Origin of the sequence: Pseudogemmobacter hezensis (assembly GCF_013155295.1) — a bacterium.
In the GTDB taxonomy this organism is placed as follows: domain Bacteria; phylum Pseudomonadota; class Alphaproteobacteria; order Rhodobacterales; family Rhodobacteraceae; genus Pseudogemmobacter; species Pseudogemmobacter hezensis.
The window spans coordinates 35823-51552 of sequence record NZ_JABJXT010000010.1 but is presented as its reverse complement, the minus strand read 5'-3'; the positions used below and the strand labels follow the sequence as shown (position 1 = coordinate 51552).

Annotated in this window: 14 protein-coding genes; 11 read left to right on the top strand and 3 right to left on the bottom strand. The window is 63.4% G+C overall.

The genetic code is table 11. The annotated features are described in order from the left end of the window. Positions 1-2: 2 nt before the first annotated feature. From HOY34_RS12480 to HOY34_RS12470, 3 genes are all read right to left on the bottom strand, one after another. Positions 3-1904 carry a beta-N-acetylhexosaminidase gene (locus HOY34_RS12480; protein WP_172363340.1) on the bottom strand — a complete coding sequence of 634 codons (1902 nt, stop codon included), beginning with the start codon at positions 1902-1904 and terminating at the stop codon, positions 3-5. 9 nt (positions 1905-1913) lie between these two features. Further along, positions 1914-2705 (bottom strand): SDR family oxidoreductase, encoded by a 792-nt coding sequence (locus HOY34_RS12475; RefSeq protein ID WP_172363338.1) that lies wholly within the window; start codon positions 2703-2705, stop codon positions 1914-1916. 69 nt (positions 2706-2774) lie between these two features. Further along, the gene (locus HOY34_RS12470) at positions 2775-3674 is read right to left on the bottom strand and encodes a MurR/RpiR family transcriptional regulator (protein WP_172363336.1); all 900 of its coding nucleotides are present in this window, start codon (positions 3672-3674) and stop codon (positions 2775-2777) included. 201 nt (positions 3675-3875) lie between these two features. Here HOY34_RS12470 and HOY34_RS12465 point away from each other — a divergent pair, with 201 nt between their 5' ends. The 11 genes from HOY34_RS12465 to HOY34_RS12415 all read left to right on the top strand — a co-directional run bounded on the left by HOY34_RS12465 (position 3876) and on the right by HOY34_RS12415 (position 15730). Further along, positions 3876-4394: a hypothetical protein gene (locus HOY34_RS12465; RefSeq protein ID WP_172363334.1), complete on the top strand. Its 519-nt coding sequence runs from the start codon at positions 3876-3878 to the stop codon at positions 4392-4394. 2 nt (positions 4395-4396) lie between these two features. Further along, positions 4397-5902, top strand: coding sequence for a M81 family metallopeptidase (locus HOY34_RS12460; RefSeq protein WP_172363332.1), 1506 nt, complete (start codon positions 4397-4399; stop codon positions 5900-5902). Next, on the top strand, positions 5899-7017 hold the full coding sequence (locus HOY34_RS12455; protein WP_172363330.1) for a D-TA family PLP-dependent enzyme: 1119 nt from the start codon (positions 5899-5901) through the stop codon (positions 7015-7017). Before HOY34_RS12460 ends, HOY34_RS12455 begins: the two co-directional genes overlap by 4 nt. 6 nt (positions 7018-7023) lie before the next feature. After that, positions 7024-8172: an N-acetylglucosamine-6-phosphate deacetylase gene (gene nagA, locus HOY34_RS12450; RefSeq protein ID WP_172363328.1), complete on the top strand. Its 1149-nt coding sequence runs from the start codon at positions 7024-7026 to the stop codon at positions 8170-8172. An 82-nt stretch (positions 8173-8254) separates the two neighbouring features. Continuing rightward, positions 8255-9172 (top strand): ROK family protein, encoded by a 918-nt coding sequence (locus HOY34_RS12445; RefSeq protein WP_172363326.1) that lies wholly within the window; start codon positions 8255-8257, stop codon positions 9170-9172. 264 nt (positions 9173-9436) lie between these two features. Continuing rightward, positions 9437-10597 (top strand): Gfo/Idh/MocA family protein, encoded by a 1161-nt coding sequence (locus tag HOY34_RS12440; protein WP_172363324.1) that lies wholly within the window; start codon positions 9437-9439, stop codon positions 10595-10597. After that, positions 10594-11481 carry a carbohydrate ABC transporter permease gene (locus HOY34_RS12435; protein WP_172363322.1) on the top strand — a complete coding sequence of 296 codons (888 nt, stop codon included), beginning with the start codon at positions 10594-10596 and terminating at the stop codon, positions 11479-11481. Before HOY34_RS12440 ends, HOY34_RS12435 begins: the two co-directional genes overlap by 4 nt. A gap of 2 nt (positions 11482-11483) precedes the next feature. After that, entirely contained in the window at positions 11484-12353 is an 870-nt protein-coding gene (locus HOY34_RS12430; RefSeq protein ID WP_253944430.1) for a carbohydrate ABC transporter permease, read from the top strand. A 43-nt stretch (positions 12354-12396) separates the two neighbouring features. Further along, on the top strand, positions 12397-13614 hold the full coding sequence (locus HOY34_RS12425; RefSeq protein WP_366926957.1) for an extracellular solute-binding protein: 1218 nt from the start codon (positions 12397-12399) through the stop codon (positions 13612-13614). Between the two features lie 98 nt (positions 13615-13712). Beyond that, positions 13713-14822: an ABC transporter ATP-binding protein gene (locus HOY34_RS12420; protein ID WP_172363320.1), complete on the top strand. Its 1110-nt coding sequence runs from the start codon at positions 13713-13715 to the stop codon at positions 14820-14822. Continuing rightward, positions 14819-15730 carry a 2-dehydro-3-deoxygalactonokinase gene (locus tag HOY34_RS12415; RefSeq protein WP_172363318.1) on the top strand — a complete coding sequence of 304 codons (912 nt, stop codon included), beginning with the start codon at positions 14819-14821 and terminating at the stop codon, positions 15728-15730. The genes HOY34_RS12420 and HOY34_RS12415 overlap by 4 nt, the downstream gene beginning before the upstream one ends.

The following is a 15730-nucleotide window of genomic DNA, read 5'->3' as shown; positions in this document are numbered from 1 at the left end:
CCTTACAGCAGCGGATGCAGCCGGGCCTGAGCGGCAAAACGCTGCCAGTCTTTATGCCCGGCATTGGTCCAGGCGGCCTCGGCCACCGCCAGCAAACGCGGGAAGACAAGGTCATTGAACCAGGCGTCGGTGGTAAAATGCTCGCACCAGATGCAGGCCTGGACGCCTTTCATATGATGGGCGAGGTCGGCGGGGAACTCGCCTGCGGCCTCGTAAGTGTAGCTTTGTTCGGGCGTGACAGGCCCGGCCCAGCCCGCGCCATTTTCCAGCCAGTCAGGCCCCTGCACCATGTCGAGGTAATAGGCCTGGCCCGGCGTCATCACCACATCATAGCCCTCACGCGCCAGCGCGATACCGACCTCAGGCTTTTCCCAGGCCATCAGCAGCGTGCCCTCGGGCGACACGCCGCCGCCATGCGCGACCTCATTCCAGCCGACCAGCACCTTGCCGCGCGCATCCAGCAAGGCCTTGATCCGGTTCAGAAACCAGCTTTGCAGCTCGAATGTGCCTGCCAGACCCTCACGCTGCATCAGCACCCGGGCACGGGGGCTTTCCAGCCAGGCATTCCGCGCCACCTCATCGCCGCCGATATGGAACCAGCGCGAGGGGAAGATCTCGCACAGCTCGTCGATGATGGTTTCCAGAACGGTGAAGGTTTCCGGGACACCGGGGTTCCAGCTGTTGTTCGGGAAACCCTGAACCGGGTGATAGCTTTCCGCAGGCTCATCCGGGTCCACCAGATGGGGCAAGGCGGCGGTGATGCAGATGGCATGGCCTGGGGTCTCGATCTCGGGCATGACCTCAACGCCAAGGCCGCCCGCATGGGCGACCAGCGCCCGCATCTGATCCTGGCTGTAAAAGCCGCTGACCGGCGCGAAACTGTCCCCCAGCTGCGGTGGCATCCGCGAAAGGCCTGCGGCCCGGGTCGCGCCCACCGTGGTCAGGCTGGGGTAGGCGCGGATCTCGGCCCGCCAGCCCTCATCATCGGTCAGATGCCAGTGGAACATATTCAGCCGCTGCCAGGCCATGATATCGACCACCCGGCAGACCTGATCGAACCGCCAGAAATGACGCGAGCAATCAAGGTGACAGCCGCGCCAGCCATAGCGCGGCGCATCCTGGATATATCCCGTGGCCGGGAACAGGAACTTCGGATCCGCAAAGGCCCCGTGCAGCATCTGCGCCAGCGCGATCAGCCCATAGCGGCGGCCCGCCTCGGAACTGGCGGAAAGCGTGATCGTCGGGCCGAAATCCAGCCGGAACCCCTCAACCGGGATCGCGGCGCTGTATTCAAAGGCCAGCCCACGCGAGCCGGGCGCAGGTGACAGCTGGATCACCCGCCGCGCCGCCGGGTAAAGCCGCGCATGCAGCGCATCGACCGACAGCGCGAGGCGCTTGTCGGCAAGGCTGCTGGCCGGGTCCAGATGCAGCAAAACAGGCGCGGGGCCGGGCACCGCCTCTATTTCATTCGGCCAGGGGATCAGCGCGAAAGGCAGCGTCAGCCGCCCCTCGGGCAGGCGCGGCGGCGGCAGGCCAGGGGGCGCAGATCCCTGCATCAGATCGCCAACCTGGACCGCGATATGCTGCCCGTCTGCCTGTGTCACCCAGGCCGTCTTTGCCGCGTCATTGCGGTGGAAGGGCGAGCGGTTCAGCCCCTCGATCTGCATTTCCCAGGCCTGCCCCGGCGCGAGGGTAAAGCCCTCGGGCGGCGCGAATTCGTGGAAATTCGCGTGGCGGGTCAGCAGACGCCCGCCCTGGATCACATGATCTTCCAGCACGCGGGTGATCGAGGTGACAGAAAGGGTAAAGCCCGCAAGGCCTTCGTCAGCGAGATTGCTCAGCCGCAGGATCCATGTGCCTGCCGGATGCGGCTCTGCGGCCCAGGTGTTTTCCAAAAACAGCATGATCGGGCCTTACCAGTCATCGGATTGGCTGAAGGTGCGGGCAAGCGCCGGCTGCCCGGCGGTCAGACCGCAATCGACAGGCAGGCAAACCCCGGTAATCGCTGCCGCCAGGGGCGAGGCCAGAAAGCCCACCGCCTCGGCGACATCCTCGGGGCGCACGATCCGGCCCAGCGGGTAATGCTTTGCCGCCTCACGGAAGACATCGGGGTTTTGCTGCGCCCGCGCCTCCCAGGCCTGGGTGCGCACGGTGCCCGGTGCCACCACATTCGCCCGCACGCCGTGGCGGCCATATTCCACCGCAATCATCCGCGTCAGATGGATCATCCCTGCTTTCGCGGCCGAATAGGCCGGGTGGCCATAGACGCCCATCCCATTGACCGAGGCGATATTGATGACCGAGCCCTTGCCCGCAATCAGCTGCGGCGCCAGCGCGTGAAAGCTGTGGAAGGCCGCGTCCAGGTTCAGCGCCCGGTCGCTTTGCCAATCGGTCAGGGTGGTCGATTGCAGGCCCGGTGCCCGCGCTGCCCCCGCGTTATTGACCAGCGTTGACAGGCTGCCCAGCTCATCGGCACGCTCGGCCAGGGCCTGGCAGCTGTGCGGATCGGTCACATCGGTCTGATGCGGCACGAAAGCATCGCCAAGCGCATGCGCCGCCCGCGTCACCGCCGCCAGATCCAGATCCGCCATCAGGACAATGTCGTGATCCCGGCGCAGCCGCGCGGCAATGGCGCGGCCAATATCGCCCGCCGCCCCCGTGATAATCGCAAGTCTCGGCAACTCTGTGCGCGCTTCCAAAGCCATGATCCAGCCTGTCCCTCGCGGCACGAAAACCAGAACCCCAGGGCGGCCGCCTTCGCCCCCGGGCCGAACTCAGTCGCCCAGCACCTGGCGGTCGTCGCCATCCCGGTGACGGATCAGCTGTTCCTTGATGCCGCGCAGAACCCGGGCCGAGCGCGGCTTATCCGCATAGGCCACCAGGTTCGCCAGAATATCGAGCGCCGCCAGAAAGGCGAAACGGGTCGAGGTGGCGCGGAAGATATTGCGCCCCTCGGGCAGATCGACCGCGATCACCACATCGGCCGCCTCGGCCACCGGGGTGCCGCTTTGCGTCAACGCAATCGTCGGGATCCCCCGCGCCCGCAGCAGGCCGAAACAGCGGGCCAGCTCGTGATTGCGGCCGGTGAAAGAGGATCCGAACACCACCGTTCCCGGCTCTGCCGCCGCCGACAGCATCAGATGCATGCCGTGATCATTCGAGGCCGAGATACGGATCCCCAGCCGGAACAGACGGTTTTGCAGCTCATTGGCGATCATCGCCGAATTGCCGCCAGAGCCGAAGGCATGCACCATTTCCGCCTTTGCGATCAGCGCGACGGCACGCTCGACCGCGTCCAGATCCAGGTTGCGATGCATCTCAAACAGCGCGTTCTGCGCCTTGGTCACGATGTCCTCGGCCACCTCGGCGGCGGTCGATGTCACCGATTCGGGCTTCAGATAGCGCAGGCCGACATAGGTCGAACGCGCCAGCTGCACCTTGAAATCCGAAAAGCTGGAGCACCCCAGACGACGGCAAAAGCGCGTCACCGTCGGCGGCGAGACCCCGGCCTTCGCCGCGATCTCGGTGATCGACGCATTGGTGGCATAGGTCATATCCGAGAGAACCAGCTCTGCCAGCCGCTTTTCCAGCGCCGAAAGCCGCCCCTCTTCGTCGCTCAGCGCCGCGATCAGCTCGGTGGGGGTCTGGGCGGTGGTTTCAGTGATGGCAGTCATGCGGATCTCCCTCGGCACCCCTGGGCCGGGGCAGCTGCACAGGTCAGGAAACCTGTCCTGCAATCCCGGTCAAGAGCCTGATCATGCATCCGCTGAAATCCGAAATTCATTTTCGTTCTGCCTTGACATTTAGCCATGATCTTTCCGATTATTCCAGATAATAAGCGATCAAGCTGAAATTATTTTCATGGGACAGCCCAAATGACGGCTAAAGTGACGGCAAAGCGCGACCCATTCGTGAACCCCTTCCCCGCAGATGACCCCGACCGCCGCGCGATCTGGGAAATGCTGGTCCCGCGCGACATCGACGCCTGGGCCAGCGCCAACTGGGGGATGGTCGCGGGCGATTTCACCGCAGGGAATTTCACCGGGATCTCGGGCAATCATCAGCCCGACCCGCAGGGCTATACCTTTGCCTTCCCCACGATCGGGGCCTATCGCGACAGCTGGCTGGCCGATGCAAAGTGCTATCTGGCCGACAAGGCGGCGGGCAAATTCGCAGGCGATCCGCGCCCGCATATCTATGCCGCAACCCGGCTGGAAGAGATTGAGATCACCGGCGACGCGGCCCTCGTGCGCAAGAAATTCGACGGCCATCTGCCCAAAGCCGATGGCAGCAGCGACCGGATGAACTGGCAGACGCTTTACATCTGCCGCCGCGAAAATGGCCAGTGGAAGATCGCGGGCTTTGTGGGCTATCTGCCCTATATTAAGGAGTGATCATGTCCTCTGATGCCCCCAAACGGATCTTCACGGCGGCGCTTGCGACCGAGACGAATACGTTTTCGCCCATCGTGATCGACCGCAAAGGGTTTGAGGATTCGCTTTATGCCCCCCCCGGCCAGCACCCGGTGACGCCGACGCTTTGCACCGCGCCGATCACGGTCGGGCGCCGCGTCTGCGCCGAAAAGGGCTGGCAGCTGATTGAGGGCACCGCCGCCTGGGCGGACCCGGCGGGCCTGATCTCACGCGGGGCCTATGAGGGGCTGCGCGATGAAATCCTTGCCCAGCTGGCGGATGCGCTGCCCGTTGATGCGGTGGTGCTGGGCCTGCATGGCGCGATGGTCGCGCAGGGCTATCTGGACCCCGAGGGCGATTTCCTGACCCGGATCCGGCAGATGATCGGGCCCGATGTGCTCTTTTGCGCGGAAATGGACCCGCACAGCCATCTGACCGCACAGCGGGTGGCAGCGCTGGATTTCTTCGTCGCCTTCAAGGAATTCCCCCATACCGATTTCGTTGACCGGGCCGAGGATCTCTGGCGCATCGCGGTTGACACGCTTGAGGGGCGGGTCAGGCCCGTCACCTCGGTATTCGACTGCCGGATGATCGACGTCTTCCCCACCTCACGCGAGCCGATGCGCAGTTTCGTCGACCGTATGATGGCGCTGGAGGCCAGCGATCCGAAACTGCTGTCGCTCTCGGCGATCCATGGTTTCATGGCGGGTGACGTGCCTGAGATGGGCACGAAAATGGTCGCGGTCACCGATGATGACGCCGCCCATGGCGCGGCCCTGGCCGAGGAGTTCGGTCGCGCGCTTTTCGCCAATCGCGGCCGCCATATGATGCCGCAGATAAACGAGCAAGAGGCCGCCACCCGGGCCATGGCCGCCACCGCCTGGCCCGTCGTCATCGCCGATATGTGGGACAATCCGGGCGGCGGCACGGCGGGGGATGCGACGGTCGTGCTGAAAGAGCTGATCGCACGCGGCGCCAAAGGCGTGGCTGTCGGCACGATCTGGGATCCGATCGCGGTGCAGCTGTGCTTTGTCGCCGGCGAAGGGGCCGAGATGCCGCTGCGTTTTGGCGCGAAATCAGCCCCCGAGACAGGTGAGCCCTGCGACGCGATGGTGCGTGTCGTGCGCCTGAATGCGGGGGCCGAGATGCACTTCGGCGAAAGCATCGCGCTTTTCGGCCCGGCGGCGCGGATCGCCTTGCTGGATGCGCATGGCAATGAGACCGGGATCGAGGTGATCCTGAACACGGTGCGCGTGCAAAGCTATGATCCCTCGCTTTTCTCCGCGCTTGGGATTGACCCGCTGGCGCAAAAGATCCTGGTGATCAAATCGACCAATCACTTCTATGCAGCTTTCGCGCCCATCGCGTCAGAGGTGCTTTATTGCAGCGCCGGAAAGCCCTATCCCAACAATCCGGCGACCAATCCCTATCGCCTGGTGCGCAAGGACATCTGGCCGCGCATCGAAAACCCGTTCGGAGACACGATATGAGCGCCCCCGGTTCCGAGGACTTTCCCTGGCCCAAAGCCGGCACCCGGCTGGAGGATCTGGCCACGCCCATTCCGGTGATCGATGAGGATCGGCTGGCCGCGAATATCGCCCGCGCTCAAAGCTATATGACAGAGCACGGGCTGAATTTCCGCCCCCATATCAAGACCCACAAGATTGCCGCCATCGCCCATCAGCAGATCGAGGCAGGCGCGGTTGGCATCAATTGCCAGAAACTGACCGAGGCCGAGGCTTTTGCCGATGCGGGCTTCGACGATATTCTGATCACCTATAACATCCTTGGTGTCGCGCGGCTGATGCGGCTGGTCTCGCTGAACAAACGCGTGGCGCGGCTGGCGGTGACGGCCGATTCAGCGGTGACGATTGCCGGGCTGGCGGCGGTTTTCGCGGGGCAAAAACCCCTCAGCGTGCTGGTCGAATGCGACACCGGCGGCGGGCGCTGCGGGGTGCAAAGCCCGGCAGAGGCGCTGGTTTTGGCCCAGCAGATCACTGCCGCAAGCGGGCTGCGCTTTGGCGGGCTGATGACCTATCCGGCCCCTGGTGGTGCGGCCCGGGTCGAGACGTTCCTGCAAGAGAGCATGGCGCTGCTGGCTGAGGCCGGTATCCCCTGCCCGATCCGCACCAATGGCGGCTCGCCCGATCTGTGGAAGGCGCATCTGGTGCCCTCGGCGACCGAGCATCGGGCCGGGACCTATATCTACAATGACCGCTCGATGGTGCGCGCGGGCGAATGCGGGCCAGAGGATCTGGCGATGCATGTGCTGGCCACCGTGGTTTCGCGCCCGACGGCGGATCGTGCGGTGCTGGATTGCGGCTCTAAGGCGCTGACCTCGGATCTGCTGGGCTTCACGGATTTCGGCGAGATCGAGGGGCTGCCGGGCGCCCGCATCACCGCGCTGTCTGAGGAGCATGCGGTGGTTGACCTCAGCGCCTGCACCGCGCCGGGGCCAGGAGTGGGGCCAGGGGTGGGTGATCTGGTGCGCGTGGTGCCAAACCATACCTGCGTGGTCTCAAACCTCTTTGACCGCATGGTCTTTCACCGCGCGGGCCGGGTGACGCGGGTCGAGAAACTCGCCGCACGCGGCACGGTCTGGTAAATGCCGATGACCGCCACCGCCTTTCACGCCGCGCGTATCTTTGACGGTGACAGCTGGCACCATGACGCGGCCCTTGTCGTGCAAAACGGCATGATCACCGCGATCACCCCCTCAGCCGAGGCACCGCAGGGCCCGCGCCTTGACGGCTTTGTCGCGCCCGGGCTGATCGATCTGCAGGTCAATGGCGGCGGCGGCGTGCTTTTCAACAATGACCCCACACCAGAGGGGATCGCCGCGATCTGCGCCGCCCATGCCCGCTTTGGCACCACCGCGACCATGGTCACCCTGATCACCGACCGCCCCGAGGTCACCCAGGCCGCGATCAGTGCCGGGGCCGCCAGCCGTTCTGCGCCCGGCTTTCTGGGCCTGCATCTGGAAGGCCCGCATCTGTCGCTGGCCCGCAAGGGCACCCATGACCCCGCCCTGATCCGCCCGATGGATTGCGAGGATCAGGCGGTGCTGATCATGGCCGCAGCCGAACTGCCGCGCCTGATCGTGACGCTGGCCCCCGAATCCACCACCCCCGCCCAGGTCGAGGATCTGACAGCGGCGGGGATCTGCGTCTCATTGGGCCACAGCGATTGCGACTGGCAGACCGCCCGTGAGTGGATCGCCGCCGGGGCCCGCATGGTCACCCATCTCTACAACGCCATGAGCCAGCTAGGCCACCGCGCACCCGGGCTGGTCGGGGCCGGGCTGGACAGCCCGCAGATCTGGGCCGGGCTGATCGCCGATGGCTTTCACGTCGCCGATGCCTCGCTGCGGGTGGCCATCGCGGCCAGGGCCGGGCAGGCGGATGGCGGCATCTTCCTTGTCTCGGATGCGATGTCGACGATTGGCAGCGATCAGACCGGATTCATGCTGAACGGGCGGCAGATCTTTCGCCAGGGCGGGCGGCTGACGCTGCAGGACGGCACGCTTGCGGGCGCGGATATCGCGCTGATCGACGCGGTGCGCTATTGCTACCAGCAGCTGGGCCTGCCGCTGGAGCAATCTCTGCGCCTGGCCTCGGCCCACCCCGCTGCGGCAATGGGCCTAAGTGATCGCGGCCATCTGCGCCCCGGTGCGCGGGCCGATTTCATCAGCCTCAATGACCGGCTGCAGCCCAAAGGCACATGGATTTCCGGCAAACCCATTGTCGCAGATCCCGGCTGACGCTGTATAATCGGCATAATTGGCCCCCATTTAATCGGCATCGCAACCCAAAGCCCGCCCCTCAGACCCTCTGGAGAAACCCTTGATCCTTTGTTTCGACATCGGCGGCACCGCGATCAAAACGGCCGAGGCCTTTGCGCAAGATGACATCCGCCCCGGCGGGCGGGTGCCCACGCCCGGCCATGACCTTGCCGCCTTCATTGCGGTCCTGCGGGCGGCGATTGAAAACGCCTCGACCCCGCCAGAGGGGCTGGCCTTTTCCATCGCCGGGGTGATCGACCCTGAAACCGGCCTTGCCACCGTCGCCAATATCCCCTGCCTGACCGGGCTGCATCTGCAATCCACGCTTGAGACCGCTCTTGGCCTGCCGGTGATCCTCGGAAATGACGCCGATTGCTTTGCCCTGGCCGAGGCGACGCTGGGCGCGGGCGCGGGCCATGCGGTGGTCTTTGGCATCATCATCGGCACCGGGGTCGGTGGCGGCGTCGTGGTGCGCGGCGAGCTGATCAATGCCTCGGGCGGGTTCGCGGGGGAATGGGGTCACGGCCCGGTTGCACAGCGCATCATCGGCGAGACCGTGCTGCCCGCCATTCCCTGCGGCTGCGGCCAGGTGGGATGCCTGGACGCGATCTGCTCGGCCCGCGGGATGGAGCGGTTGCATGCCATCCTGAACCCCTGCGCCACCGCCAGCTCTGAGGAAATCGTCGCGCTTTGGCAGGATGGCCAGGCCTCGGCCAGCCGCACGATTGAAATCTGGCTGGAGCTGATGGCCGGGCCGCTGGCCATGGTGCAAAATATGCTGGGGGCTGGAATCATGGCAGTGGGCGGCGGGCTGTCGAACGCGCGCCCGCTGATCGCCGCGCTTGACCATGCCGTGCGCGCGCGCATCCTGCAGCATTATGACCGCCCGCTGATCGTGCCCGCACAATGCGCAATCGAGCCGGGTCTGGTGGGCGCGGCCGTGCTTGGCCTGAACCAAAGGCGAAAACGCGCCGCCTGAGCCGAAGGCGGAAACAGGCCGCCCGAGCCGAAGGCGAAAACGCGCCGCCCGAGCCGAAGGCGAAACACGTCGCCTGGCCGCAGACCGTGCATTCTTTCCGACAAATGGCCCGCCTTTGCTGCGCCATCGGCGCGACGATGCGCAGAGCACAGGCAGCACGTGAAAACGAATTACACATTTTTCAGAAAATGATGAAATTATATTGACGGGCACCCTGCCAGATCCCATGATCCAGAAAAAGAATTTCTCCACAGGGAGTGTGGAATGCGAGTCGCTATAATCGGCCTGGGCTATCGTCTCGGCTATCTTGGCCATGTGTTTCGGGAAATGGACCCGGATTTTGAGATCGTAGGCTATTACGATCCCGCGCCCGCTGGCATGGCGACTTTGCAAGAGCACAATATCCCCGCCGGTATCAGCCATGACAGCCCCGAGGCGCTGATCAAAGCGGGCGGTTTTGACCTTTTGATGATCGGCTCGCCGAACCATTTCCACCTCGGGCATATCCGTCTGGGCCTGGAAGCGGGGGTGAAGGTTTTCTCAGAAAAACCTATCGTCTCTTCGATTGAGGACACCTATGCGCTGGCGCAGTTGCTGGCGAAATACGGCCATGAGAACCTCTCGGTCGGCCTCGTGCTGCGCTATGCGCCGCTGTACCGCGACCTGCTGGCCGCACGCGATGCGGGCACGCTGGGGAATATCGTCTCGATTGAGGCGGCCGAGCATATCTACCCCTATCACGGCGCGTTTTTCATGCGTGACTGGCGGCGCTATGAGAAATGGTCCGGCAGCTTCATGCTGGAAAAATGCTGCCATGATCTCGACCTTTACAACGGTCTGATCCAGGCGCGGCCTGAGCGTGTGGCCTCTTTCGGCGGGCGCAAGACCTTTATCCCCGCCAATGACCCGCGCAGCTATGGCGTTAACGATATGTCAGTCTTTCATAAGAAACCTTCGGGCTGGAATGGCTCGGACAAGGTTTTCGATTCTGACGGCGATATCATCGACTATCAGGTGGCGATTGTGGAATATGCGAATGGCGTGGGGATGAACTTCCACACCAATCTGAACGCCCCCGATCAGTTCCGCCGCTTTGCCGCCTTTGGCACCCGCGCCCAGGCCGAGGGCGATTTCATTCGCGGCTTTTTCCGCGTGACCGACGCCCTGACCGAAGAGCGGGTGATCGACCGCGAGTATAAGGCCACCGCCCTTTCGCAGCACTACGGCGCGGATGAGGAAATGGCCGCAGGCATTGTCGCCAATGTCACCAAAGGTGCGGCGCTGCCGGTCTCGACGCTCGACGCGCTTGAGGCAGGCGTCCTGGCGCTTTCGATGGATCAGGCGCGCCATTCCCGCCAGGTGGTCGATCTGCGCCCGATCTGGGACCGCTATGACGAGGCGCTGACCCGCAAGGGGGCCGCATGATCAATTCACGCTCTTCGCTGTTCTTTGCCTGGGCGCTGCTGGCGCCTGCGATAATCTATGTGCTGGTGATCGTCGCCTGGCCGCTGGTTGAGACCTTCCGCCTGTCCTTTACCGACGCCAGCCTGCGCAAGGTGACGAATTACGTCGGCACCGCGAATTATGAAAAGATTTTCAACGAGACTTTCGCGGGCGTGATCTGGCGCACCTTCACCTGGACCTTCTTCTCGGTGGCGCTGAAGATGATCATCGGCACATTCGGGGCCGTGCTTCTGAATGCCGCCGTGCCGGGCCGCCATGTGTTCCGCATCCTGACCATGCCGCCCTGGATCGTGCCGATGGCGATTGGCATTTTCATGTGGGGCTGGATGTATAACGGCCAGTTCGGGATGATCTCTGGCCTCTTGCAGCGCTTTGGCATCACCGATGGGCCGGTCGCCTTCCTCGCCTATGGCCATACCGCCTATTGGGCAACGATTGTCACCGACGTCTGGATCGGCGTGCCGATGGTGACGATCTATTTCCTGGCCGCGATCCAGTCGATCCCGAAAGACCTATATGAGGCCGCCTGGGCCGATGGTGCCAGCCGCTGGACCCGGTTCCGCCGCATCACCCTGCCTTTGATGATGCCCGCCGTGGTCACCATGTCGATGCTGTCGCTGATCGCCACCTTCAACTCTTTCGATATCATCTGGATCCTGACGCAGGGCGGGCCATCGGGCTCGACCACGACGATGATCATCGACACCTATCAGACCGCCATCGGATCCAAGAAATACGGCGAAGGCGCTGCGCGTGCGGTGGTGATCTGTATCTTCCTGTCGCTTTTCTGCCTGGCCTATTTCCGGGTGACGCGTAAGCTGCAGAATATGGGCGGGAAGGAGTAATCATGGCACTGTTTCACAACGACAATACGCCGATGATCGACCGCTACCGCTGGTGGGAAGTGATCGCCATCTATGCCGGGATCTTCGTCTTCCTGTTCTTCATGCTGGCCCCCTTTATCGAGGGCTTCCTGGTCAGCCTGAAACCGCTGGCCGAGCTTTTCTCGACGCCCTACAGCTTCTGGCCCGAGAATGGCAGCTTTGACGCCTATTTCACCATGTGGGAGCGGGTGCCCGGCTTTGCCTGGTATGTGTTCAACTCTTTCCTGATCTCGACCGTCGCCACGGTGATCGTGCTTTTGCTGGTGGTGCCCGCCGCCTATGCCTTTGCGCGGTTTGATTTCCGCGGCATGGGGCTGGTGCTGGGCGGCTTTCTGGCGGTCTCGATGTTTTCGGGCGCGGTGCTGCTGATCCCTCTGTTCCGGCTGATGCGCACACTTGGCATGCTGAACACCTATTGGGCGATGATCGTGCCGGGGGCTGCCTTCCTGATCCCTTCGGCGATCTGGCTTTTGCGCACTTATATGATGCGCATCCCGACAGAGCTGAACGAGGCCGCCTATACCGATGGCGCCAGCCAGTTCTACACCTTCCGCCGGGTGATCCTGCCGATTGCCAGCCCGGGCATCATCGTGGTGGCGATTGTGACCTTCATCGGCGCCTATTCTCAGCAATTCATCTTCGCGCTGACCTTTAACTCCAAGACCGAATATATGCCGCTGCCGATTGGCCTTTACGCCTTCTTCGGCAAGCAGGACGTGGTCTGGAACGAGCTGATGGCCGCCGCTTTCGTGGGCATCGCCCCGGCACTGGTCATTATCTTCTTCCTGCAAAGATACCTTGTCGGCGGGCTGACAGCCGGCGCGGTGAAATAGCGGATGCAACAATAATTAACCATCACAACCGGGAGTATGTGACGTGACCAATCTGATTAAGAAAAGCCTGCTCGGCGCGGTGCTTGCCACCACAACCGCCCTGCCCGCCCTGGCTGAGGAAATCAGCTGGATCTATTGCGGCGACAAAATGGACCCGGTCCATGAGAAATTCATCAAGGAGTGGGAAGCCGCCAATGAGGGCTGGACTGTCAAGCCAGAGGTCGTCGGCTGGGGTCAGTGCCAGGACAAGGCAACCACGCTTGCAGCCGCAGGCTCGCCCGCCTCGATGGCCTATGTTGGCTCGCGCACGCTGAAGGAATTTGCGCTGAACGATCTGATCGTCGAAGTGCCGATGACGGATGAAGAAAAAGCCGCCTATTACCCGCATATCGTTGACACCGTCACCTTTGACGGCACCCAATGGGGCGTGCCGATCGCCTTTTCGACCAAGGCGCTTTACTGGAACAAGGGCCTTTTCAAAGAGGCTGGCCTTGACCCCGAAAAGCCCCCGACCACCTGGGCCGAGGAAATCGAATACGCCAAAATCATCAAGGAAAAGACCGGCAAGGCAGGTTACGGCCTTCCCGCGAAAACCTTCGACAATACCGTGCACCAGTTCCTGCACTGGGTTTACACCAACAATGGCCAGATCATTGACGCCGAAGGCAATGTAACCATCGACAACCCCGATGTTCTGGCCGCGCTTCAGGCCTATAAGGACATCACGCCCTGGTCCGTCGAGGGTGCAACCGCCTATGAGCAAAACGAGATCCGGGCGATCTTCCTTGATGGTCAGGTCGGCATGATCCAGGCCTCGGTCGGCGCGGCCTTCCTGCTGGCTGACACCAAGGTTGACTGGGGCGTCGCAGATCTGCCGCTGGGGCCCTCGGCCAAGGGCAAGGGCACGCTGCTGATCACCGACAGCCTTGCGGTGTTCAAAGGTTCGGGCGTTGAGGACAAGACGATTGAATTCGCAAGATTCATCACCTCGCCCAAGGTGCAGGAAGAATATGAGGCAGGTGGTGCCGCCGGTCTGACGCCGCTGCGCCCCAGCCCCGCCGTTGACGCGATGATCGCGGCTGCGTCCTATTGGAAGCCCTTTGTCGACGGGATCGAATTCGGCGGGCCAGAGCCTTTGTTCACCGACTATAAAGGCTTCCAGAACGTGATGATCGAGATGGTGCAATCGGTGGTGACCGGCAAGGCCGAGCCGCAGGCCGCGCTGACCAAAGCCGCCGGCGCGCTGGAAGAGTATAAGTAAGCGACTTTTGCGGCCGCACCTCCCCGGCCGCAAAAGCCCTCACGGCGGCAGCCAATGGTTGCCGCCGTGATTTGCCAGAGTTGAAAAGGATTTAGCCCTTGGGCCAGTTGTCTCTGAAAAACGTGGTAAAGACCTTCGGCCCGATCGAGGTCGTCAAAGGGGTCAATCTGGATGTGACCGAGGGCGAGTTTGTCGTCTTTGTCGGCCCCTCGGGCTGCGGGAAATCCACGCTTTTGCGGATGATTGCCGGGCTGGAACATACCAGCGCGGGCGATATCGTGATCGATGACAAGCGCGTCAATGACCTGCCCCCGGTCGAGCGCGGCATCGCCATGGTGTTCCAGAGCTATGCGCTTTACCCGCATATGTCGGTCTATGAAAACATCGCCTTCCCGCTGCGCGTCGAGAAAGCCCCCGAAGCGGTGATCCGCGAGAAAGTCACGGCGGCGGCAAAGATCCTGCACCTCGATCAGCGCCTGCAGCAAAAGCCGGGCCAGCTGTCGGGCGGCCAGCGCCAGCGCGTCGCCATTGGCCGCGCCATCGTGCGCGAACCCGGGATCTTCCTCTTCGACGAGCCGCTCTCGAACCTCGACGCCGCCCTTCGCGCCGATATGCGCATCGAGCTGACCCGCCTGCACAAGCAGCTGGGCGCGACGATGATCTATGTCACCCATGACCAGGTCGAGGCCATGACCATGGCCGACCGAATCGTGGTGCTGAACGGCGGCTATATCTCGCAGGTCGGCGCGCCCCTTGAACTGTATCACAAGCCGCAAAACACCTTTGTTGCGGGCTTTATAGGCAATCCCCGGATGAACTTCCTGCCCGTCACCTGCAAGGCCGTCACCGATCAGGGCGCGGTGATCGACTGGCAGGGCCAGGCGGTGACGATCCCGGTGCATGCGCCGGCAAATGCGGTGGGCCAGACCCTCAGCCTTGGCATCCGCCCCGAGCATCTGCGGCTTTCCGGTGGTGAGATGTCGCTTGCCGTCACCCCCGGCGTGGTCGAGCATCTCGGCCAGCAGACCATCGCCTATGCGACGCTGAAAGACAGCGAGACGGGCTTTTGCATCGTGCTGCCCGGTGATCAGAAACTGGATGCCGATACCGATGTCAGCGTCTCTTTCAACGCGGCCGACTGCCACCTGTTCGACGCATCGGGCGCCGCGCTGGAACGCCGTGGCACCTTTGGCGCGGCTGAAACATGAGCGGTTTCATCGCGGTCGACTGGGGCACATCGTCCTTCCGCCTCTGGCTGATCAATGCCAGGGGCGAGACCACGGCCAGCTCGCGCGGGGCCGAGGGCATGGCGCAATGTCAGCAGACGGGCTTTGCCCCGGTGCTGATGACGCATCTGGCAAAGGTCAATGCGCCGGGCGACTGGCCGGTGCTGATCTGCGGCATGGCGGGCGCACGGTCGGGCTGGGCCGAGGTTCCCTATGTCCCCCTGCCCGCCCCGGTTTCTGCCCTCGCCGCAGGTGCGCTGCGGCTGGCACAGGGTCCGGTGCTTGGCCGCGATATCCGCATTCTGCCCGGGGTTTCAAACCCCGACCCCGCCGCGCCCGATGTGATGCGCGGCGAGGAAACCCAGCTGCTGGGCCTGATGCTTTTGGGCCATCAGGGACTGATCTGCATGCCCGGCACCCATTGCAAATGGGCCAGCCTAAGCGGCACGGCAATCACCGGATTTCAAAGCTTCATGACGGGCGAGCTGTTCAGCCTGCTGGCCAATCAAAGCGTCCTGCGCTTTGTGATGCCCGAAGGGGGCCATGTCAGCCCCGAGGATCCCGACTTCCTGGCCGCGCTGGATCAGGCACTGGCCGATCCGGCGATCCTGTCTGAGGCGCTGTTCCCGATCCGCGCCGCCGGGCTTTTGGGCTATAGCACCCCCGTCGCCGCCCAGGCGCGGCTGTCTGGGCTGCTGATCGGGGCCGAGATCGCCCGCATGGCCCCAAAAATCACCGGCGACGGCGTCACGCTTTTGGGCCAGGAGGGGCTGGGCGCGCTTTACCACGCGGGCCTGATCCGTGCCGGGCATCAGCCGCGCCTTGCCGATGCGGAAACCGCGACCAAAGCCGGGCTGCTCTGCGCCGCGAAAGAAATCTGGAGCCTTTAA

Excerpts from the sequence above, each read along its gene's own strand:
- HOY34_RS12465 (WP_172363334.1), top strand. The coding sequence starts at position 3,876 with ATGACGGCTAAAGTGACGGCAAAGCGCGACCCATTCGTGAACCCCTTC.
- HOY34_RS12430 (WP_253944430.1), top strand. The coding sequence starts at position 11,484 with ATGGCACTGTTTCACAACGACAATACGCCGATGATCGACCGCTACCGC.
- nagA (WP_172363328.1), top strand. The coding sequence starts at position 7,024 with ATGACCGCCACCGCCTTTCACGCCGCGCGTATCTTTGACGGTGACAGC.
- HOY34_RS12455 (WP_172363330.1), top strand. The coding sequence starts at position 5,899 with ATGAGCGCCCCCGGTTCCGAGGACTTTCCCTGGCCCAAAGCCGGCACC.
- HOY34_RS12435 (WP_172363322.1), top strand. The coding sequence starts at position 10,594 with ATGATCAATTCACGCTCTTCGCTGTTCTTTGCCTGGGCGCTGCTGGCG.
- HOY34_RS12460 (WP_172363332.1), top strand. The coding sequence starts at position 4,397 with ATGTCCTCTGATGCCCCCAAACGGATCTTCACGGCGGCGCTTGCGACC.
- HOY34_RS12475 (WP_172363338.1), bottom strand. The coding sequence starts at position 2,705 with ATGGCTTTGGAAGCGCGCACAGAGTTGCCGAGACTTGCGATTATCACG.
- HOY34_RS12415 (WP_172363318.1), top strand. The coding sequence starts at position 14,819 with ATGAGCGGTTTCATCGCGGTCGACTGGGGCACATCGTCCTTCCGCCTC.
- HOY34_RS12470 (WP_172363336.1), bottom strand. The coding sequence starts at position 3,674 with ATGACTGCCATCACTGAAACCACCGCCCAGACCCCCACCGAGCTGATC.
- HOY34_RS12480 (WP_172363340.1), bottom strand. The coding sequence starts at position 1,904 with ATGCTGTTTTTGGAAAACACCTGGGCCGCAGAGCCGCATCCGGCAGGC.
- HOY34_RS12440 (WP_172363324.1), top strand. The coding sequence starts at position 9,437 with ATGCGAGTCGCTATAATCGGCCTGGGCTATCGTCTCGGCTATCTTGGC.